Source organism: Peribacillus butanolivorans (assembly GCF_001273755.1).
Taxonomy (GTDB): domain Bacteria; phylum Bacillota; class Bacilli; order Bacillales; family DSM-1321; genus Peribacillus; species Peribacillus butanolivorans.
This window is the reverse complement of the sequence record NZ_LGYA01000001.1, coordinates 3,797,788-3,818,390: the sequence shown is the minus strand read 5'-3', so window position 1 is coordinate 3,818,390 and position 20,603 is coordinate 3,797,788. Positions and strand designations below refer to the sequence as shown.

At 41.2% G+C, this 20,603-nt stretch carries 19 protein-coding genes; 13 read left to right on the top strand and 6 right to left on the bottom strand.

Annotated elements, in window-relative coordinates; genetic code table 11:
• Positions 1-22: 22 nt before the first annotated feature.
• Complete coding sequence (locus tag AKG34_RS17635; RefSeq protein WP_053347290.1) at positions 23-337, bottom strand: hypothetical protein; 315 nt, start codon at positions 335-337, stop codon at positions 23-25.
• A gap of 216 nt (positions 338-553) precedes the next feature.
• On the opposite strand from AKG34_RS17635, the gene AKG34_RS17630 reads away from it, so the two are divergent.
• Positions 554-1,759, top strand: coding sequence for an argininosuccinate synthase (locus tag AKG34_RS17630; protein WP_053347289.1), 1,206 nt, complete (start codon positions 554-556; stop codon positions 1,757-1,759).
• Entirely contained in the window at positions 1,756-3,135 is a 1,380-nt protein-coding gene (gene argH, locus AKG34_RS17625; protein ID WP_053347288.1) for an argininosuccinate lyase, read from the top strand. Before AKG34_RS17630 ends, argH begins: the two co-directional genes overlap by 4 nt.
• Before the next feature lie 50 nt (positions 3,136-3,185).
• Here the strand turns inward: argH and AKG34_RS17620 are convergent, their stop codons facing one another.
• The gene (locus AKG34_RS17620) at positions 3,186-3,641 is read right to left on the bottom strand and encodes a universal stress protein (RefSeq protein ID WP_053347287.1); all 456 of its coding nucleotides are present in this window, start codon (positions 3,639-3,641) and stop codon (positions 3,186-3,188) included.
• 96 nt (positions 3,642-3,737) lie between these two features.
• Positions 3,738-4,835 carry a M24 family metallopeptidase gene (locus AKG34_RS17615; protein WP_053347286.1) on the bottom strand — a complete coding sequence of 366 codons (1,098 nt, stop codon included), beginning with the start codon at positions 4,833-4,835 and terminating at the stop codon, positions 3,738-3,740.
• A gap of 120 nt (positions 4,836-4,955) precedes the next feature.
• Here AKG34_RS17615 and AKG34_RS17610 point away from each other — a divergent pair, with 120 nt between their 5' ends.
• From AKG34_RS17610 to AKG34_RS17605, 3 genes are all read left to right on the top strand, one after another.
• Positions 4,956-5,636 carry a metal-dependent hydrolase gene (locus AKG34_RS17610; RefSeq protein WP_053347285.1) on the top strand — a complete coding sequence of 227 codons (681 nt, stop codon included), beginning with the start codon at positions 4,956-4,958 and terminating at the stop codon, positions 5,634-5,636.
• A gap of 289 nt (positions 5,637-5,925) precedes the next feature.
• Positions 5,926-6,150 carry a hypothetical protein gene (locus tag AKG34_RS27140; protein ID WP_082527709.1) on the top strand — a complete coding sequence of 75 codons (225 nt, stop codon included), beginning with the start codon at positions 5,926-5,928 and terminating at the stop codon, positions 6,148-6,150.
• 71 nt (positions 6,151-6,221) lie between these two features.
• Entirely contained in the window at positions 6,222-7,541 is a 1,320-nt protein-coding gene (locus AKG34_RS17605) for a DRTGG domain-containing protein (protein WP_053348150.1), read from the top strand.
• A 32-nt stretch (positions 7,542-7,573) separates the two neighbouring features.
• Here the strand turns inward: AKG34_RS17605 and AKG34_RS17600 are convergent, their stop codons facing one another.
• Positions 7,574-7,876, bottom strand: a complete 303-nt coding sequence (locus AKG34_RS17600) for a YtpI family protein (RefSeq protein ID WP_053347284.1) — start codon at positions 7,874-7,876, stop codon at positions 7,574-7,576.
• A 169-nt stretch (positions 7,877-8,045) separates the two neighbouring features.
• Here AKG34_RS17600 and AKG34_RS17595 point away from each other — a divergent pair, with 169 nt between their 5' ends.
• A complete protein-coding gene (locus AKG34_RS17595; RefSeq protein WP_053347283.1) occupies positions 8,046-8,984 on the top strand; it encodes a DHH family phosphoesterase in 939 nt (312 codons plus the stop codon).
• 154 nt (positions 8,985-9,138) lie between these two features.
• Here the strand turns inward: AKG34_RS17595 and ytrI are convergent, their stop codons facing one another.
• Together ytrI and AKG34_RS17585 are read right to left on the bottom strand one after the other, a co-directional pair.
• Positions 9,139-9,645: a sporulation membrane protein YtrI gene (gene ytrI / locus AKG34_RS17590; protein WP_053347282.1), complete on the bottom strand. Its 507-nt coding sequence runs from the start codon at positions 9,643-9,645 to the stop codon at positions 9,139-9,141.
• Positions 9,642-9,977, bottom strand: coding sequence for a sporulation membrane protein YtrH (locus AKG34_RS17585; RefSeq protein ID WP_053347281.1), 336 nt, complete (start codon positions 9,975-9,977; stop codon positions 9,642-9,644). Before AKG34_RS17585 ends, ytrI begins: the two co-directional genes overlap by 4 nt.
• A 181-nt stretch (positions 9,978-10,158) precedes the next feature.
• On the opposite strand from AKG34_RS17585, the gene dnaE reads away from it, so the two are divergent.
• The 7 genes from dnaE to pyk all read left to right on the top strand — a co-directional run bounded on the left by dnaE (position 10,159) and on the right by pyk (position 20,586).
• Positions 10,159-13,518, top strand: a complete 3,360-nt coding sequence (dnaE, locus tag AKG34_RS17580) for a DNA polymerase III subunit alpha (RefSeq protein ID WP_407946265.1) — start codon at positions 10,159-10,161, stop codon at positions 13,516-13,518.
• A gap of 111 nt (positions 13,519-13,629) precedes the next feature.
• Complete coding sequence (locus AKG34_RS17575) at positions 13,630-14,871, top strand: NADP-dependent malic enzyme (protein WP_053347279.1); 1,242 nt, start codon at positions 13,630-13,632, stop codon at positions 14,869-14,871.
• A 5-nt stretch (positions 14,872-14,876) separates the two neighbouring features.
• A complete protein-coding gene (locus AKG34_RS17570) occupies positions 14,877-15,506 on the top strand; it encodes a FadR/GntR family transcriptional regulator (RefSeq protein WP_083450830.1) in 630 nt (209 codons plus the stop codon).
• A 90-nt stretch (positions 15,507-15,596) separates the two neighbouring features.
• Positions 15,597-16,460 (top strand): acetyl-CoA carboxylase, carboxyltransferase subunit beta, encoded by an 864-nt coding sequence (accD, locus tag AKG34_RS17565; protein WP_053347278.1) that lies wholly within the window; start codon positions 15,597-15,599, stop codon positions 16,458-16,460.
• On the top strand, positions 16,457-17,455 hold the full coding sequence (gene accA, locus AKG34_RS17560) for an acetyl-CoA carboxylase carboxyl transferase subunit alpha (RefSeq protein ID WP_053347277.1): 999 nt from the start codon (positions 16,457-16,459) through the stop codon (positions 17,453-17,455). Before accD ends, accA begins: the two co-directional genes overlap by 4 nt.
• Positions 17,456-17,725: 270 nt before the next feature.
• Complete coding sequence (gene pfkA / locus AKG34_RS17555; RefSeq protein WP_053347276.1) at positions 17,726-18,685, top strand: 6-phosphofructokinase; 960 nt, start codon at positions 17,726-17,728, stop codon at positions 18,683-18,685.
• A gap of 140 nt (positions 18,686-18,825) precedes the next feature.
• Positions 18,826-20,586 (top strand): pyruvate kinase, encoded by a 1,761-nt coding sequence (gene pyk / locus AKG34_RS17550; RefSeq protein ID WP_053347275.1) that lies wholly within the window; start codon positions 18,826-18,828, stop codon positions 20,584-20,586.
• Positions 20,587-20,603: the final 17 nt, after the last annotated feature.

The following is a 20,603-nucleotide window of genomic DNA, read 5'->3' as shown; positions in this document are numbered from 1 at the left end:
GGCTTTTTGCATGGAATCGGCCTTAATTATGCATCTTTTCACTCACGCCTTGATTAGCTCGATACCAAAGCCATAAGTCATTGATGATAGAAGCAAGTTCGGCAATTTCAGAATTGAGCTGGCAGGATAATACGAAATTACTTTCGTCTGAGAGCTGTAGCTGTTTCCGGTTAATGAAGGATTCTAGTTCCTTAATGCGTTCTGGGATGTTGCCCCGGATATTTTCCCATTGCACGAGTATTTGCTGTTGCTCGCTTTTCGTATATTCATCCCACTCCCGGGACAGGTCAGGAATGGAGATGCCAAGCCGTTCATCATACGTAAATAGCTCTTTCATATTTCCCCCCCTTTTCGAATTTTTCATACCTCTAGTTTACTATATTTTAGCGGATGCATCCATTATGTGTAGGGCCTTAAAATATTAACAAATTATTTAGCAGAATCTTTAAAATACCCCTTGTATTCCGTTTGTAAAAATGATAAAGTACTAATCATAGATTGAATAAAAATAACAACGAATGAATTTTTATTCATACGAAAGGGACGATAAAATATGGGAAATCAAAAAGTTGTATTAGCATATTCCGGAGGACTAGATACTTCCGTTGCAATTAAATGGTTACAAGATCAAGGATACGAAGTTGTTGCATGTTGCTTGGATGTCGGTGAAGGAAAAGATTTAGATTTCATTAAAGAAAAAGCAATCACTGTTGGTGCGGTAAGTTCATATGTGATTGATGCGAAAGATGAATTCGCTGATGAATTCGCATTAACGGCTCTTCAAGCCCATACTTTATATGAAGGAAAATATCCATTAGTATCAGCTCTATCACGTCCACTAATCGCTAAGAAACTAGTAGAAGTGGCTGAAGCAGAAAATGCGGTAGCAGTTGCGCACGGTTGTACGGGAAAAGGAAATGACCAAGTGCGTTTCGAAGTATCCATCTCAGCTTTAAACCCTGATTTAAAAGTTCTTGCTCCTGTTCGTGACTGGAAATGGTCTCGTGAAGAGGAAATTGAATATGCAGCGAAAAATGGCATTCCGGTTCCAATCGGCTTGGCAAGTCCATTCTCGATTGACCAAAACCTTTGGGGAAGAAGTAACGAATGCGGAATCCTAGAAGACCCATGGGCAGCTCCGCCAGAAGAGGCTTATGATCTGACAACTAGCCTTGAAAATACGCCAGATACTGCTGACATCATTGAAATTGGTTTTGAACAAGGTGTACCGGTTACATTAAATGACAAAAATTATAAATTGGCTGACTTGATTGTTGAATTGAATCAAATCGCTGGTAAACACGGGGTCGGACGTATCGATCACGTAGAAAATAGATTAGTAGGAATCAAATCTCGTGAAGTATACGAAGCTCCAGGTGCTATGACATTAATCGCTGCACATAAAGAGCTTGAAGATATCACACTTGTAAAAGAATTGGCTCACTTCAAACCAGTAATCGAGAAGAAAATGACTGAATTGATTTATGAAGGTCTTTGGTTCTCTCCACTTCAAAAAGCATTGGCTGCATTCTTGAAAGAAACGCAAGTGAATGTAACAGGTACAGTTCGTGTGAAACTTTTCAAAGGCCATGCGATTGTTGAAGGAAGAAAATCTGAGTACTCTCTATATGACGAAAAATTAGCGACCTATACAAAAGCAGACGAATTCGATCATGATGCAGCAGTTGGATTCATTAAATTATGGGGACTTCCAACGAAAGTGAACAGCATGGTCAATAACAAGAAGGTGACAGTGTGAGCAGCAAGCTTTGGGGAGGAAGATTCACAAAGTCTGCAGAAGAATGGGTAGACGAGTTTGGAGCTTCTATTTCCTTTGACCAGGAGCTTGTCCTTGAAGATCTTCAAGGCAGTCTGGCTCATGTAACCATGTTAAAGCAGTGCAGCATTTTACCTGAAGAAGATGCAGATCAGATTATTTCAGGTCTGAAAAGTTTACAGGAAAAAGCAGAAAAGGGCGAATTAACTTTTAAGGTTGAGATGGAGGATATCCATCTTAACCTAGAAAGTATGCTTATTAACGAAATTGGACCAGTTGGCGGAAAGCTGCATACAGGCAGAAGTCGTAATGACCAAGTTGCAACAGATCTTCATTTATACATGCGTAACCAAACGAAAGTCATTGTGGAACTCATTAATGACTTGCAAGAAGCGATTTTGGAACAAGCGAAGAAAAATGTGGAAACACTTATTCCAGGTTATACACATTTACAACGGGCACAGCCGATTTCATTTGCACATCATTTAATGGCTTATTTTTGGATGCTTGAGCGGGATAAGCAGCGCTTTACAGAAAGCTACAAAAGAATAAATATTTCACCATTAGGTGCAGGGGCGCTAGCTGGGACAACTTTCCCTATTGACCGAGCTCTAAGTGCCGAGCTACTGGGCTTTGATGGTATCTATGAAAACAGTCTGGATGCTGTGAGTGACCGTGACTTTGCCATCGAATTCATGAGTAACAGTGCGACTATGATGATGCATTTATCTCGTTTCAGCGAAGAAATCATTCTTTGGTCAAGCCAGGAATTCCAATTTGTTGAATTAGACGATACGTTCTCAACGGGAAGCAGTATCATGCCACAAAAGAAAAACCCTGATATGGCGGAATTGATCCGTGGTAAAACAGGACGGGTTTATGGTAATTTAACAGGATTATTGACAGTATTAAAAGGACTGCCGCTTGCTTATAACAAAGATATGCAAGAAGATAAAGAAGGCGTTTTTGATACGGTCAAAACTACTGTTGGCTCACTGAAAATTTTTGCTGGTATGATTTCGACAATGAAAGTGAAAGCAGATGTCATGGAAAAAGCAACAAAAAATGACTTCTCTAATGCAACGGAATTGGCCGATTACCTTGCTTCAAAGGGTATGCCTTTCCGTAAAGCGCATGAAGTTGTCGGCAAACTTGTATTATTCTGTGTCCAAAATGGCTGCTATTTGGTAGACCTTAGCATAGAACAATTTAAGGAAGCTTCAGAGTTGTTTGAAAATGATATTTACGATGCATTAAATCCTTACGAAGCAGTTAAACGTCGTAACAGCGCTGGTGGTACAGGCTTTGCGCAAGTACAGCTGGCGATTGAAAAAGCGGAAAAACTGGTTAGTAAATAACATCAAAAAAAGCTCGTTCACCAATTTCGGTGAACGAGCTTTTTTGACTATCATTTTTTATCAATATTCGTACGCACGACGATTACATCGCAGGTTGAATGGCGAACGATGCCTTCTGACACACTGCCAATCAAGAAACGTTCGACAGCATTAAGACCTGTTGCACCGCATACAATCAAATCGATTGTATGTTTTTTCGCTAAATCTCTTGGAATTTGAACTTTAGGAGAACCATATGCCACTTCAGTTTTAACGTTGGCAATCCCGGATGCAATGGCTTCCGTTTTATACTTTTCCAATAATTCATTGGCAAAGGTTTCAGAGTGATCACGGATAGTCATATCATAAGCTTCAATAGTAGGGAAATTCCTTGTGTCCACGATATGTGCAAGCACAAGGGTCGCGTCACTGAGTTTTGCTAAATAGATTGCCTTTTTTAAGGCCCACTCTGCTTCTTCCGAACCGTCCACTGCTACTAGAATATTTTTATAATCTATACTATTCATAGTGAATCTCCTCCTTCTATTTCATTCCTATTATATAATGATTTACCAGGTGCATCTTGTCTCAATTGTAACAAATTAGCGAATGTTTCAATCGTACTATCTTAAGATTTGCAGACTCTTTGGATACTTCGTCAAAACTTCACAGCCTGTATCGGTGATATACAGATCATCTTCAATCCTGACCCCTGCAACATTTGGTACATATATACCTGGTTCAATCGTATAAACCATTCCTGCTTGCAGTTCGAGTGAATTTGTTTCCGTTAAGGACGGGTATTCATGGATGCTGATGCCGAGTCCGTGACCAAGGCGGTGCGGGAAGTATTCACCGTATCCTTGATTTCTGATAATATTTCTGGCTGTCAAGTCAATCTCCGAACAGGAAACACCAGGCTTACTGGCTGTAACCGCAGCCTCTTGAGCTTTTCTAACCGTTTCATAGATATCTGCTTGTTTATCATTGATGTCACCATAAGCAACCGTTCTAGTGATGTCAGAGCAGTATCCTTCAAAGACGACGCCTAAGTCAAAGAGGACAAGGTCGCCACGCTGAACTTTCGTAATGCCTGGTGTGCCATGAGGAGAAGCGCCATTTTTACCTGTCAGGACCATGGTAGAGAATGACATTTGGCTCACTCCAGCCTTTTTCATTTCGAATTCAATAGCTGCTAGAATCTCCATTTCCGTTTTACCCTCATGGATTTCATTGACACCCACTTCAATTGCAACGTCAGCGAGACGACATGCTTCACGGATTTTGACCATTTCACCTTCTGACTTGATCATCCTCATCCTTTGAAGTTTTTCTTCAGCTGAAACGAGTTTTGGTGCAGTAAAGTAGTGCTGAACTTTTTCATAGCGTTCTACATTCATATGTTCTTTTTCAATGGCCATTTTTTTCATGGTTAGTCCACGTTTGCTAACTGCTTGCTGAACTTTTTCCCATGGATTTTCAATATCGGTGTAACCAATGATGTCTCCATTCCATCCAGCTTGTTTAGCATCCGAAACTTCCATTTGCGGACAGACCAGGAATGGTTCGGCGTTGCCAAAAATGGCAAGTGCAAGAAGTCTTTCATGCGGATTGCTTAAAAAACCGCTGCAATAGAAGATGCTATCTGGAGATGTAAGGAAGGCTGCTTCAATTTCATTGGTTTGCAGCCAATTTTGTAATTCATTCAAACGTTCATTCATGACTATACCTCCATTAATAAGATATAATTACCTTAGCAATATATGAAAAAATAGTAAATGGCAAAGCCTTAAGAAATTATTGATTAATAAAATAGTGGGTATCAGAAGGGAGCATCAGAAATGAAAGTATCTTTTCATGGTCATGCAATTGTAAAAGTTGAAACGAAAGGAAAAACAATTTTATTTGACCCGTTTATTACAGGAAATGAATTAACGGATTTGAAGGTAGAAGAAGTGAAACCGGATGTGATTATCTTAACACATGGTCATAATGACCACGTTGGTGACACGGTTGAATTGGCGAAGAAGCATGATGCACTTGTCATCGGCATTGCCGAAATTGCCGACTATTTAGGAGCTCAAGGCGTTCGGACCCACGGAATGAGCATCGGTGGTGCATTTGAGTTTGAATTTGGAAAAGTGAAGCTGACACCAGCGTTCCATGGAACAGGTTTCACTACAGAAGATGGCCAAATTATCTATTTAGGGATGCCAGCCGGCGTGTTACTTACTGCAGAAGGAAAAACAATCTATCATGCAGGTGATACAGCAGTGTATTCTGACATGAAACTGATAGGCAAACGACATCCAATTGACTTGGCATTTCTGCCAATCGGCGACAATTATACCATGGGACCGGAGGATGCAGCACTTGCAGCGGAATTCCTTAAGGCCAAGCAAGTAGTGCCGATTCATTACAATACGTTCCCTGTCATTAAACAGGATCCGAACAAATTCATTGACTTGCTTGAAGAGGAAAATGGACTAGTCATGAAAGTCGGAGATGAAATCGAATTATAAGAGGAACGGGAGCCTTAAGGGGCTCCCGTTTTTATATGTGTGAAAATTAGCCGAATGGATGGTGGAGGAATTAGGTTTAGATAATATCGGTATCAAAAAAGGAGCTAGAGAGAATTATCTGGAATTAACTGGAAGTGGTCAGGATGATTTTTCATAATAATAATATTATATTTTGAGCAGAAGTCATGAACATAAGGAGAAAATAAATCTAGTTCATTCACATATGAGTCAAGATTCTTTTTTTCTTTTGCAGGCATAAAATGAATAGATGGAAAAAAGGAGGGATTGGATGAAACAGAGGTTATTGTTGTGTTTGCTTTTGTGCGGGGTGATGCTGTATTATGCAGTGCCACGTCTGTCGCTGGAAAGCGGCGGATTGGAGAGCTTGTTTGCTGGATCTTGGCTGTTGTTTGCGTTATTGGCGGTAGCCGGAAACTTGACGGGGATTCTATATTCTCCTAAGAAACACAAAGTCAAACGGAAGATGGAATACAAAAGGTTGCGTCAATATTAGTAGTTGTTTGATAAACTAGGCTCTTTGACCTTATAATGGAGAATAGGAATACCGTGAAAAGGGTGAAGCGCTTGGCTACAAAGCATGAACAAATATTAAAACATATCGATGGACTGCCTGTTGGGGAGAAGATTTCCGTCCGCCAAATTGCTAAAGCATTGAATGTAAGTGAAGGTACGGCGTATCGAGCAATTAAAGAGGCAGAGAATCAAGGCTATGTAAGTTCCATTGAGCGGGTTGGTACGATTCGTATTGAGAAAAAGAAAAAAGAAAATATTGAAAAGCTCACGTTCGCTGAGGTTGTTAATATTGTAGACGGACAAGTTCTAGGTGGGAAAACGGGTCTTCATAAGACATTAAATAAATTTGTTATTGGGGCTATGAAGCTAGATGCCATGATGAGATATACAGGTGCAGGAAATCTGCTGATTGTAGGGAACCGTACCCAGGCCCATGAGCACGCGTTAAAAGCGGGTGCCGCGGTGCTGATTACCGGTGGTTTCGATACTGAAGAACCTGTTAAAAAATTAGCCGATGAATTGGAAATGCCAGTCATTTCTACGAGTTACGATACATTTACCGTAGCAACCATGATCAACAGGGCGATTTATGACCAATTGATTAAAAAGGAAATTTTGTTGGTAGAGGATATTTTGACTCCTGTTCAAGAAACGACCTTTTTAACAGTAGGTGACCGGGTTCAGACTTGGCATGAACTTAATCAGGAATCAGGGCACAGCCGTTTCCCTGTTGTGGATGAGAATATGAAGGTTCAAGGTATGGTCACATCAAAAGATATTATGGGTCAGGAAGAGTTAACGCTCATTGAAAAGGTGATGACGAAAAATCCGATGACCGTAGGCGATAAGATGAGTGTCGCGTCTTCTGCCCATATGATGGTGTGGGAAGGCATCGAGTTGATTCCAGTCGTAAACGACAGTCATATTCTAAAGGGAATAGTGAGCAGGCAGGATGTATTGAAGGCACTGCAAATGAGTCAAAGGCAGCCGCAGGTGGGCGAAACGATTGACGATACAATTACGAGTCAGCTTGTTATGACTTCGAATCGCGGGAAGGGCGAGGAAGTGTATAACTATGGCGTCACTCCGCAAATGACCAATTATCTTGGTACCATTTCAAGCGGGGTTTTCACGACTTTGGTTACCGATTCAGCAAACCGGGCACTTAGAAGCTATAAGCGTGGAGACTTAGTCGTTGAAAATATGACAATTTACTTCATCAAGCCAGTCCAGATTGACAGTACGCTTGAAATCCATCCGCGAGTGCTTGATGTGGGACGTAAATTCGGAAAAGTAGATGTCGAGGTGTTTAACCAAGGCAAACTTGTCGGTAAGGCGATGCTTACTTGCCAATTGCTCGATCGTTCGTAAAAAAATAAATCAAAAAGGATAATCGAATTCGATTATCCTTTTTGATTTGCAGCTTCTTCAATCGCATGTGGAAGGTAAAATTTATACATTTTATAGCCTCCCCAGATGCTGAATACTCCAACGAAGATGAAAACGGCAGAGATGATATAAGTTGTTGTCGTGTGGAATAGAAAAAGCTGATTGACTCCGAATAGAGAGACAAAAGCACCGAGGGCAATGGAAGACTTTCCAGAAATCCACTTTTTCTCCATAGGCATTTTTGTACGCACCGATTTAATTTTATAAAACAAATAGACTCCTAGTGAAAGAACAATCAAGGTGACAAGAATAGGCATTGTTAATAATTCCCCCAATTTAACATATGTACCTTATTATTGTAGCGGGAAACTTAAAAGAATGCCACCGTAAACAAGATGACTCTTCCTATTTCTCTATTTTTTTGATTAAATAAAATATATCATCTTTATATTAAGCACGATAATACATATATAGAAGGAGAATTATATGAAAGCTGAGATTTTAGCAGATATTAAGCGTTACGATACTATTATTATCCATCGTCATGTCCGTCCGGATCCGGATGCTTATGGTTCCCAAGGGGGACTGGCGGAAATTCTGAAAGCATCTTTCCCTGAAAAACAAATTTTCACGGTTGGGCAAGAAGAACCATCATTGAATTATTTAAGAAGGCTCGATGTGATTTCAGATGAAACGTATCAAGGTGCTTTGGTCATCGTGTGTGATACCGCAAATACAGACCGGATTTGTGATAGACGTTACACGACGGGAGATAAATTAATTAAGATTGATCATCATCCTAACGAAGATCCATATGGCGATATGCGTTGGGTCGATACATCTTCAAGTTCTACGAGTGAAATGATTTATGAATTATATCTGTTCGGCAAAGACCAAGGCTTGAAGATGAGTGATGAAGCAGCCCGTCTTTTGTATGCAGGTATCGTTGGCGATACAGGGCGTTTCCTATTCCAAAGCACGACTGAAAAAACATTTGCTTTTGCTAGTGAGCTTATTCACTATTCATTTTCCCGTCCGCAGTTATATCAGGAGATGTATGACGTTAATGAAAGCATCGTCCGGTTAAATGGCTATGTGCTGCAGCATTTCGAAATCCTGCCATATGGCACAGGGAAAATGATCATCACGAAAGATATCCTTGAAAAATTTCATGCGTCGACTTCTGAAGCATCTCAGCTTGTCTCCTCGCTTGGTTCGATTAAAAACGTGAAATCATGGGTCTTTTTCATTGAAGAGGAAAAAGAAATTCGGGTTCGTTTCCGCTCTAAAGGGCCAATCATCAATACGATTGCCCGGAAATATAACGGCGGAGGCCATCCGCTTGCAGCAGGGGCTTCCATCTATTCTTGGGATGAAGTGGACAATATCCTTGCTGATTTAGAAGAGTTGAATAAAGCAGAATAAAAAACAGTAAACAGTTTTATATTTCAAAGCAATAATTGAATAACATTTAAAGACCAAATCACATATGGATTTGGTCTTTATTTTGGTGGATAGTTAAAATTGGATTCATCATTCACCTACCAAACAGACGCACGGAATCATTTTCGTCTTCCTATTAAGAAGTAGTCCTCTTTAGTTTGATTTCAATATTCATTTTCGTATAAAACATGATTTCCACGACTTCAAGCTTATAACGCTTTTTATTGATGTCCACGATTTTATTTTCAATTGATTTTTTTAGTAGCATTTTTCCGTTATATACGCTTACGATATCCTTGGCGAGAAGGGAGGAAAGGTCGTCCTCTATCACATCCTCTGCTTCAGCGACACTAAGTTGATCGAGACTGTATATTTTTCCATTCGTAATGGTTACTTCCACTTCTTGAATCGTTAAAATCTCTTCGTTTTGCTGATTTAATTTTTTATACTCCTGCTCCCAGATCCCAATTTTTTCGTTCAGATCCTTGATCTCTTCTCTTTGGTCGTGAATGATTCTAATCTGTGTTTCTTGCTGGACCCCATACATATAAAAGAAAATCACCCAGCTGATCAATCCGCCAAGTGCAGCCCCGGCAAAAAAACGCTGCCAGGTGGGGGACCGGTGAAATGGAGGAATCCTCATGAGGATATATGCTCCTGAGTGAACCAGTTGATGATCAGCGCTCCTGTCTGTGCTCCGCCAAGAGCAGAAATAATAAGTAGAACCTGTTTGACAATATCTTTCGTTTCCCCGTGGAAAATACCGCGTTCGAAATTATAGACCATATCAAAAGTACCTCCGATGGCAGCAACAATCGCCCAAATACGCAGGCTATCTGATAATCGAAACACAGTCGTCATCGGAGCTTGTCCCGTGAAAAAAGCAGCCAGCCCTCCGATTATCGACCCGCCAAGTAAAACTCCAAGCGATATAAAAAAGCTGTTGATAAATGCCGGAACAAAGGCTTCATTCATATATCATCATCCTTTTGGCTTTATATTCTTCTACTCTATTTATATGGGAAGTACAGAGGTAATATGATAGTGGGGCAAAATCATGGGATAAAAAGATACTGGCAATGAGAACATATTTTCTTTTTTTGAAATAAACACTATAATGAAAAGAAACATGCCTTACAAAGGTGGGAGAAAAAACGTGTATACTCATCTCCATATTCAGAGCGGATACAGCCTGCTGACAAGTACGGTGAAAATCAGTGAACTAGTGGCCAAAGCGAAAGCGGATGGCTGTACAAGTCTTGCTTTAACCGATCGAAATGTTATGTACGGTTCGGTCTATTTTTATAAAGAATGTAAGAGACAGGGGATAAAGCCGATTATCGGTATTCTTGCAGATGTTCTTGATGAACAGGAAGCAGCACATCACCTTCTTTTATTAGCAAAAAATCTTCAAGGATATCAAAATCTGCTTAAAATAAGCAGTGCCATAAAAACAAAATCTCCGTCAGGACTTCCAATGAACTGGCTTAAAGCCTATTCACGGGGATTGATAGCCATCTCTCCAGGAGCTGAGGGGCAAGTAGAAGCGCTTCTGAGGGAAGAAAAGCCGGAAGAGGCTCAAAAGGCTGCTGAACAATACCTGCAGATTTTTGGACATGATAACTTTTATTTTTCCCTTCAAAGACTTTCAATTGCAGAAGAGGAGAAACAAAACGAAGCCATCAGTCTGTTGGCGAAAGAATTAGAGATAAAGATTGTAGCGACGAATCCAGTCTATTATTTGAATGAAAGTGATGCCCTCGCTCAAGAAGTGCTGCTGGCCATCGGAAATGGTGACAAGCTCGCAGATGAGACACGGACGGTGCTTGCATCCAATCAGTATTATTTAAAAAGTCGAGCTGAGATGGCAGAATTATTCCATGACAGGCCGGATGCACTCGAAAATACGCTCCATATTGCCACGCAATGCAATCTCGATATTCCGTTTCATCGTTCCCTGCTGCCTAAGTACCCTACTGAAGCTGGAGTTACGGCTGAAGAAATGCTTGAAGCTGTCTGTTTCCAAGGATTAAAGAAAAGACTGTCTGAGCCATCCGCCCATTACGAAGAGCGCCTTCGGTATGAGCTGGATATTATTAATAAGATGAAATTCAGCGATTACTTTTTAATCGTATGGGACTTCATGAAATTCGCCAAGGACAATCAGATTTTGACCGGCCCTGGAAGGGGATCTGCCGCAGGTTCGATGGTTGCTTACGTATTATCAATAACGGATGTCGATCCGATTGAACATTCCCTGCTGTTCGAGCGTTTTCTGAATCCGGAGCGAGTGTCGATGCCGGATATCGATATTGATTTTCCTGATAATCGCCGTGAAGAAGTGATTACCTATGTCGCGAAAAAATATGGGGAATTTCATGTAGCACAAATCATTACATTCGGAACATTAGCTGCCAAAGCTGCGCTGCGTGACACTGGACGTGTGTTCGGCTTGAATCCGAAGGAACAGGAAGCTGTATCGAAAATGATTCCGAGTCGGCTTGGCATCACGCTTCCTGAAGCTTTCAAAGAATCCAAGCGTCTTCAGGAATTCGTTAATGAAAGTGACATAAATCAGAGGCTATTTCAAACAGCATTATTGCTTGAAGGGCTGCCACGTCATACTTCGACCCATGCGGCCGGCGTGGTCATCAGTGACCAGGCTTTGACCGAGCATATCCCGATTCAAGGAGGGCATGAGGGCATCCACCTGACCCAATATCCGATGGACATCCTCGAGGAACTAGGTCTTCTTAAAATGGATTTTCTAGGACTTCGCAATTTAACGCTCATTGATAATATTTTAAAAAACATCAAAAAAGGAACTGGGAAAAAGCTGGATTTAGCTAACATACCGATGGAAGATTCTGAAACGTTATCTCTGTTAGGTCGAGGCGAAACAACGGGTGTATTTCAATTTGAATCTGATGGTATCCGGAAGGTTTTAATCAAGCTGAAACCGAACCGTTTTGAGGATATTGTCGCGGTCAATGCTTTGTACCGTCCAGGTCCAATGGAAAACATTCCTCTGTTTATCGAGCGGAAACATGGATTAACGCCAATTGACTACCTGCACCCAGATTTGCAGGATATCCTTGAACCTACATACGGAGTCATCGTTTATCAAGAACAAATTATGCAAATTGCATCTCGCCTTGCCGGATTCTCACTTGGGGAAGCTGACCTATTACGCCGGGCTGTCTCGAAGAAGAAGAAGGAAGTTCTAGACCAGGAGCGGCAGCATTTTGTAAGTGGTGCTTTGAACCAAGGATATACTGAGAAAACGGCTGAAGAAATTTATACGTTAATTGTTCGCTTTGCTAACTATGGATTCAACCGGAGTCATGCAGTGGCTTATAGTGTCATAGCCTATCAACTAGGTTACTTAAAAACCTATTATCCAGAATATTTTATGGCAGCCCTTATGACATCGGTCGTCGGGAATGATGATAAGATTTCCCAATATGCCCGTGAGGCCAAAAAGAAAGGGATTAAGGTTCTGCCTCCTTCTATTAATCAAAGCGGCTTCCCGTTTTTATCAGAAAAGGAAGGGATCCGTTTTAGCCTTGGAGCCATCAAAGGAATAGGCGGTACAGTTTTAAAAGAAATATTTGCGGCCAGGCGCCAAAAGAAATTCGCTGATTTATTCGATTTCTGTTTGCGAGTTTCCGGGAAAATTGTCAATCGAAAAGTGTTGGAGGCGCTTGTCCATTCAGGTGCATTTGATGAATTCGGTGAAGACCGTGCTACATTATTAGCGAGTTTGGACGTAGCAATCAGCCATACCGAATTGGTTAATCCAGATGATGATTTATTTGATATGTTTTCGGATGGGGAGTTTTCACTCAAACCAAAATATAACTATGTCGACCCTATTCCCGTTGAAGACAAACTTTCCTTGGAAAAAAGTGTCCTGGGACTATATCTTTCAAATCATCCAGTGACAAGCTACAGAGATCTTTTTCAGTATTTCGGTTGCTTAACCATTGACGAAGCAATTAATAAAAAAGAGTCAAAAGTCCTACTCGGAGTATATATAACGGCGGTTAAAACCATTAGAACAAAAAAAGGCGATGTTATGGCCTTTTTAACCGTTAGTGATGAAGAAGGGGACATTGAAGCAGTCGTGTTCCCAAATGTGTATAAAAATCATTCTGCGGTCTTGAATCACGGGCAGCTTGTTATGCTTAAAGGGACATTGGAAGAGCGAGATGGGAAAACCCAGCTCATTATCCAGCATGTATACCCGCTTGAACAAGTGAAAAAGATGAAACAGGGGATAAATGGAACACTATTCTTGAAAATTGAAGCTGAAAAGCAAACAAAGGATACTCTTCAAAAAATAAAAAAAATTTTAATGCAACATAGTGGTGAAACGAAGGTCATGCTTTTTTATCAGCGGGAAAATCGCTATGTACAGCTATCTTATTGGGATTGGGTCAATCCTACAGACAGTCTAATACAGGCATTAATTGACATGGTTGGAAAAGGGAATGTAGTCTATAAGAGAGAATAACTGTTTTACAACTTTAATAGTTATGTTATATTGAAAATAGGCCGCTGTGGTCTGACCACTAGATTTCAGCATATATATTCGGTTTGACCAATTCGTTCTAGGAGTGAAATTATGACGTTAAGAGAAGAAGCATTACATATGCATCGCTTGAATCAAGGAAAGTTAGAAACAGTTTCAAAGGTACCGGTTAGGAATGCCGAAGATTTAAGCTTGGCTTATTCTCCTGGTGTCGCGGAACCGTGTAAAGAAATTTACGAGAAGCCTGAGACAGTTTATGACTATACGATGAAAGGGAATACTGTGGCTGTCATTTCTGATGGAACGGCTGTGTTGGGACTAGGAAACATTGGACCAGAAGCTGCTTTGCCAGTTATGGAAGGTAAAGCCGTTTTATTTAAGAGTTTTGCAGGAGTCGACGCTTTTCCAATTTGTTTAAAAACGACAGAAGTGGATAAAATTGTAGAGACTGTTAAATTACTTGAGCCTACATTCGGCGGAGTAAACTTAGAGGACATTGCTGCACCGAATTGTTTTGAAATTGAAGAACGGCTTAAGAAAGAAATGAATATCCCTGTTTTTCATGATGATCAGCACGGGACAGCAATTGTAACTGTTGCCGGTCTTGTAAATGCTTTACGCCTTGTAAATAAATCAATATCAGAAATTAAAGTGGTAGCAAATGGAGCCGGTGCTGCTGGCATTGCAATCATTAAATTGCTTTATAGCTATGGAGTACGTGACATTATTATGTGTGACACGAAAGGTGCTATTTATGAGGGCCGTCCGACAGGCATGAATGAGATAAAAGCACAAGTGGCCAAAGTAACCAATAGAAATAGGGTTGAAGGACCTCTAGAAGTAGTTATTCAAGATGCGGATGTCTTTATCGGTGTTTCTGCAGCTGGCGCGTTAACCAAAGAAATGGTTTCCACCATGAACCGGGATGCAATCATTTTCGCTATGGCTAATCCTGATCCGGAAATCATGCCGGAGGAAGCGAAAGCAGCTGGTGCCAAGGTAGTTGGGACAGGACGTTCCGATTTTCCAAACCAGGTCAATAACGTTCTTGCCTTCCCTGGAATCTTCCGTGGGGCTTTAGATGTACGTGCGACCCATATCAATGAAAAAATGAAGGTAGCTGCTGTTCAGGCAATTGCCGGTTTAATACAAGAACATGAGATTCACGAAGACTACGTTATTCCTGCTCCTTTTGATGAAAGAGTAGCACCTGCCGTTGCGGCGGCTGTGGCCAAGGCAGCGATGGAAACAGGAGTGGCGAGAATTAAAGTGGATCCAGAAGAAATTAAAGAAAAAACAAGAAAATTAGCGATCATTGGAAAAAGTGAGGAATAATTATTTTGGCGGATCGTACTTCTTCATCCAAAATTTATCTCGATGTTGTTGAGAGCCTACGTAGCATGATTGAAGCGGACAGCCTTATACCAGGAGATAAAATCCCTTCTGAACGGGAGTTATCGGATCGACTGAATGTGGGACGTTCCTCTGTCCGTGAAGCATTGCGTGCCTTAGAGCTATTAGGATTGATAGAAACAAGACGTGGTGAAGGGACGTTTATCAGGGATTTCCAGGAGCATAAGTTAGTAGAGCTTCTGGGAACCTTTTTTTTGCAAGACAAAAAGGTACAAGAAGATTTAGCTGAGACGAAAAGATTGATTGAAATTGACTGTTTACGGATTGTAGCCTTTTTCGCTACAGCTGAAGAAATCAAACAATTAATCGTCTGGGTCAAAGATGACGAGTTTCTTGATGATGATTTCTTCTTAAGAATTGCCATATTAAATCGCAATCGATTGCTTGAAAGAATTTGGCGCATTGTCAACAGTTATGCTAGAACATCAGAGCCGGTACTGGGTAATACAAAAAAGGAAGATTATCTTGCATTACTTACATATTTGCTCGAACGAGATGAAGAAAAAGCCATTGAAACGTATCTAATTAGAATTAGAAATATGTCGAAGGACGAGTGACACCTTTTTACACGATACTAATTTTATTTTTGATATAGTTTGGGCCAAGTATCATAATATAGATAATTGGTGGTAAAGGGAGGATTAAGCTTGCTTAAAGAGCTATTTGCGAAGTCTAAGAAGAAATATGCAACGGTTCCTTTAGATCGTGAGAAACAAGATGTACCAGAAGGAATTATGACTAAATGCCCCAGCTGTAAAAAAATCATGTATACAAAAGAATTAGTGAAAAACCAGAAAGTCTGTCTGCATTGCGGATTCCATCATTCAATGTCCTCTCATGAGCGGATTGAATATTTATTTGATGCCGGTAGTTTTAATGAATTTGATAAAGAAATGATTTCAGTTAACCCACTTCAGTTCCCGGATTATCTGGAGAAGCTGGAAAAGGATAAAAAGAAAGCCAAGATTAATGAGGCAGTGGTCACAGGGGTAGGAAGCATTAATGGCTACCAAGTTTCCACGGCTATCATGGATTCCAATTTTAGGATGGGAAGCATGGGCTCTGTCGTTGGGGAAAAAATTACCCGGGCGATTGAACGGGCTGGAGAATTGAGGATTCCGTTTATCATATTTACAGCATCAGGCGGCGCGCGGATGCAGGAAGGTGTTCTTAGCTTGATGCAGATGGCTAAGACCAGTGCTGCTCTAAAGATGTTCAGTAATGAAGGCGGTCTGATTATTTCGATGATGACACATCCTACTACAGGCGGAGTTTCAGCAAGTTTTGCGTCCCTTGGGGATATTAACCTTGCTGAACCTGGAGCCCTAATTGGCTTTGCGGGACGTCGAATCATTGAACAGACGATCCACGAAGATCTTCCAGAGGATTTCCAAACGTCTGAATTTTTGATGAAGCACGGGCAATTAGATGCGGTAGTTAAACGTACGGAATTAAAAGAAACCTTGACAACAATCCTTAAAATCCATGCCCCGGGTGGTGAATGGTTATGATTTACGAATTAGAATTTGAACGTCCTGTTACAGAGCTTCGAAGTAAGATTAAAGAGCTGAAGGAAATAACGAAGGATGCTGATGTAGACCTGACGGTTGAAATCGAAACTTTGGAAAAACGTCTCGAGAAGTTAGAAGTCGATATTTATAATCATTTAAAACCATGGGATCGTGTACAGATCGCTCGACATCCGGCTCGTCCAACAACTCTTGATTACATTCCTCTTTTATTTAATGACTTCATCGAGTTTCATGGTGATCGTTATTATGGAGATGATGAGGCAATTGTGGCTGGTATCGCCGAATTTGAAGGTCGAGCTGTGACCGTCATCGGTCATCAGCGTGGGAAGGATACGAAGGAAAATATCCGTCGTAACTTTGGTATGCCCCATCCAGAAGGCTATCGAAAAGCTTTGCGTCTAATGAAACAGGCTGAAAAATTTAATCGTCCGATTATTTGTTTCATAGATACGAAGGGGGCTTTCCCTGGTAAAGCGGCAGAAGAGCGCGGACAAAGTGAAGCCATCGCGAAAAACCTTTTTGAAATGGCAGGACTGAAGGTGCCGGTTATCAGTATTGTCATCGGTGAAGGGGGCAGTGGTGGTGCTTTGGCTCTAGGAGTTGGAGATCGAATTTTCATGTTAGAGAATTCAACGTACTCAGTAATCTCTCCTGAAGGGGCTGCTGCTTTGCTTTGGAAGGATGCTTCCCAGGCTAAACGGGCCGCGGAATCAATGCAAATCACGGCTCCTGACTTAAATCGCTTAGGGGTCATTGATGAGATTATTCCTGAAGTGAAAGGCGGCGCCCATCGAGATGCTAATGTACAGGCTGAAGCCATTAAGGATATTCTGAAACGTTCATTTAATGAGTTGCTTCCTTTGGATAGCGATGAACTGATCAATCAACGTTATATGAAATTTAAGAAAATTGGTGAATATGAATTTGAAAAACAACCAGAGGGGAAACCTAAGGAAGTTGGACAGCATTCATAAGCATTTATCAACTGGAAAAAACGTGCTGCCAAGGGCAACACGTTTTTTTCAGCCTTACTAGGGAAGCATACATATATATATGTTTGAGTGAAGAATCCAAACTTTTACGCCATTTTACTTCAATTTCTGAAGAGAATCGGTTAGGCTTAGAACATCAAGTAAGCAAAAGTGAAAAAGTGATTGCTTATTGAAGGTAGAAAAAGGGTACAATGTAATAACGAAAGTTAATGTGAACTTAATTTTGATTAGTGCTGTAGAGAGGTGACAATAATGAAAAGAATAGGTGTATTAACCAGTGGAGGAGATTCTCCAGGTATGAACCCGGCAGTCCGAGCTGTTGTCCGGAAAGCGATTTTTCATGAGATGGAGGTCTTCGGAATTTATCATGGCTATCAAGGTCTGATAAATGGAGATATAAGGCAACTTGAACTTGGATCGGTCGGTGATATCATTCATCGCGGCGGCACAATGCTACATACGGCTCGCTGTCCGGAATTTAAGACTGAGGAAGGTCAGCTAAAAGCTATTGAACAATTGAATAAGTTTGGTATTGAGGGCATTGTTATTATAGGTGGAGATGGTTCCTATCGGGGAGCGAAGGCATTAACTGAAAGAGGCTTTCCATGTATCGGGGTTCCTGGAACGATTGATAATGATATTCCAGGTACAGATTTTACAATTGGTTTTGATACGGCTCTAAACACGGTAATCGATGCAATCGATAAAATTCGAGATACAGCAACTTCTCATGAAAGAACTTATGTGGTTGAAGTAATGGGAAGAAATGCGGGCGATATTGCTCTTTGGGCAGGTCTTGCTGGCGGAGCAGAAACGATTCTATGTCCTGAATATAAATATGATATGGAAGAGTTGATTGGTAAGTTGAACCGCGGACATGACCGGGGGAAAAAGCATAGTATCATTATTGTCGCTGAAGGTGTTGGAAGCGCCGTTGATATTTCCAGACAAATTGAAGCAAAAGCAGGTTTTGAAACGCGTGTTACAGTGCTTGGCCATGTTCAGCGCGGCGGATCTCCCACAGCAATTGATCGAGTGTTGGCAAGCCGACTCGGAGCACGTGCTGTAGAATTGCTTCTTGAAGGCAAAGGCGGCAAGGCTGTCGGGATAGAACAAAATATACTAGTTGATTATGATATCATCGAAGCACTTGCGAAACAGCATACAATTGACAAGAAAATGTACGATCTATCCGCAGAGTTATCAATTTAATTGGTACAGATTTAGGTTTATTGAAAGAAATCAGTGCTGAGAAAGTATTCAAATATTTGAAAAAGTAAGCTTATAACTACTACGCCATGTCTGCCAAAAGGTGGACAGTCGGCGAGTTTTTCTTAGAGGAGGTTGACACCATGCGAAAAACCAAGATTGTTTGTACAATTGGCCCCGCAAGTGAAAGTATAGAAAAGTTGGTTCAATTAATAGAAGCAGGAATGAATGTAGCTCGGCTGAATTTTTCTCATGGCAATCATGAGGAGCATGCCGCTAGAATCCGTAACATTAGGGAAGCGGGAGAGAAATCAGGGAAACAGGTTGCTATCCTTTTAGATACAAAAGGTCCGGAAATAAGGACGAATAATATGGAGAACGATGCTATCGAGTTGACTGCTGGTGATGAAGTCAGTATTTCTATGAATGAAGTCCTTGGAACGCCTGAAAAATTTTCTATTACGTATGAGGGACTTCTCTATGATGTCCATCCGGGATCCAGAATTTTGTTAGATGATGGTTTAATTGGTCTTGAAGTGTTAAAGGTGGATGAAGTCAAAAAAGAAATCCATACGAAAATTTTAAACAGTGGAACACTTAAAAACAAAAAAGGTGTAAATGTGCCAGGTGTTTCAGTTAACCTACCAGGCATCACGGAAAAAGACGAACAGGACATCCTATTTGGAATTGAACAGGGAATTGACTTTGTTGCTGCCTCTTTTGTTCGTAGGGCATCTGACGTCCTAGAAGTGCGTGAACTTCTGCAACAGAATGGAGCGGAACATATTCAAATCATCCCTAAAATTGAAAATCAAGAAGGCGTCGACCGTCTTGATGAAATCCTGGAAGTGTCAGATGGTTTGATGGTAGCTCGCGGAGACCTAGGAGTGGAAATTCCTGCAGAAGAAGTGCCACTAGTCCAAAAACAAATGATCAAAAAATGTAACAATGCCGGGAAACCAGTTATTACAGCTACGCAAATGCTCGATTCGATGCAGCGTAACCCACGGCCGACCCGTGCAGAAGCAAGTGACGTGGCCAATGCCATTTTTGATGGAACTGATGCCATCATGCTTTCCGGTGAAACAGCAGCTGGGACCTACCCTGTTGAGGCCGTTCAAACGATGCATAACATTGCTTCTCGTGCAGAAACAGCCCTTGATTATCGGGAAATATTATCAGTAAGAAGCAAAGTGAATCGTCATAATGTCACGGATGCTATTGGCCAGTCTGTTGCCCATACGGCGCTTAATCTAAATGTCGGCGCAATCATTACGCCTACCGAGAGCGGTCATACGGCACGGATGATTTCTAAATATCGTCCTAAGGCACCGATTATCGCTGTTACATCTAATGATCATGTTTCAAGAAGACTTGCATTGGCCTGGGGAGTTTACCCGCAGATTGGACCAAAAGCGACGACCACGGATGAAATGCTCCAAACGGCAATCGATGAAAGTCTGCATTCCGGATTAGTATCCCATGGAGACTTAGTCGTCATTACAGCTGGTGTGCCTGTAGGTGAAACAGGAACGACTAACTTGATGAAAATTCATGTATTAGGAGAGGTTCTTTTGAAGGCTCAAGGAATCGGCAGGAAATCTGCGAAAGGTGAAGTGGTTATAGCTAGGAATTCCAAGGAAGCTTTGGAAAAAGTAACTGAAGGATCTGTATTAGTTACAATTGGTTCTGATCGGGATATGATGCCGGCAATTCAAAAGTGTGCTGCATTGATTACTGAAGAAGGCGGTTTGACAAGCCATGCAGCTGTTGTGGGAGTCACTTTGGGCATTCCGGTTATCGTTGGAGCAGAAGATGCGACCAAAATCTTTAAGGATAAACAAAGAATTACGGTCGATGCTAGTCGCGGAATCATTTATGACGGACATGCTAACGTTTTATAGAACGAAATTTTGGATGA

Excerpts from the sequence above, each read along its gene's own strand:
- pfkA (WP_053347276.1), top strand. The coding sequence starts at position 17,726 with ATGAAAAGAATAGGTGTATTAACCAGTGGAGGAGATTCTCCAGGTATG.
- pyk (WP_053347275.1), top strand. The coding sequence starts at position 18,826 with ATGCGAAAAACCAAGATTGTTTGTACAATTGGCCCCGCAAGTGAAAGT.
- accA (WP_053347277.1), top strand. The coding sequence starts at position 16,457 with ATGATTTACGAATTAGAATTTGAACGTCCTGTTACAGAGCTTCGAAGT.
- ytrI (WP_053347282.1), bottom strand. The coding sequence starts at position 9,645 with ATGAGGATTCCTCCATTTCACCGGTCCCCCACCTGGCAGCGTTTTTTT.
- AKG34_RS17610 (WP_053347285.1), top strand. The coding sequence starts at position 4,956 with ATGAAAGTATCTTTTCATGGTCATGCAATTGTAAAAGTTGAAACGAAA.
- AKG34_RS17635 (WP_053347290.1), bottom strand. The coding sequence starts at position 337 with ATGAAAGAGCTATTTACGTATGATGAACGGCTTGGCATCTCCATTCCT.
- AKG34_RS27140 (WP_082527709.1), top strand. The coding sequence starts at position 5,926 with ATGAAACAGAGGTTATTGTTGTGTTTGCTTTTGTGCGGGGTGATGCTG.
- AKG34_RS17595 (WP_053347283.1), top strand. The coding sequence starts at position 8,046 with ATGAAAGCTGAGATTTTAGCAGATATTAAGCGTTACGATACTATTATT.
- AKG34_RS17630 (WP_053347289.1), top strand. The coding sequence starts at position 554 with ATGGGAAATCAAAAAGTTGTATTAGCATATTCCGGAGGACTAGATACT.
- AKG34_RS17615 (WP_053347286.1), bottom strand. The coding sequence starts at position 4,835 with ATGAATGAACGTTTGAATGAATTACAAAATTGGCTGCAAACCAATGAA.
- AKG34_RS17575 (WP_053347279.1), top strand. The coding sequence starts at position 13,630 with ATGACGTTAAGAGAAGAAGCATTACATATGCATCGCTTGAATCAAGGA.
- AKG34_RS17620 (WP_053347287.1), bottom strand. The coding sequence starts at position 3,641 with ATGAATAGTATAGATTATAAAAATATTCTAGTAGCAGTGGACGGTTCG.
- AKG34_RS17585 (WP_053347281.1), bottom strand. The coding sequence starts at position 9,977 with ATGAATGAAGCCTTTGTTCCGGCATTTATCAACAGCTTTTTTATATCG.
- AKG34_RS17600 (WP_053347284.1), bottom strand. The coding sequence starts at position 7,876 with ATGCCTATTCTTGTCACCTTGATTGTTCTTTCACTAGGAGTCTATTTG.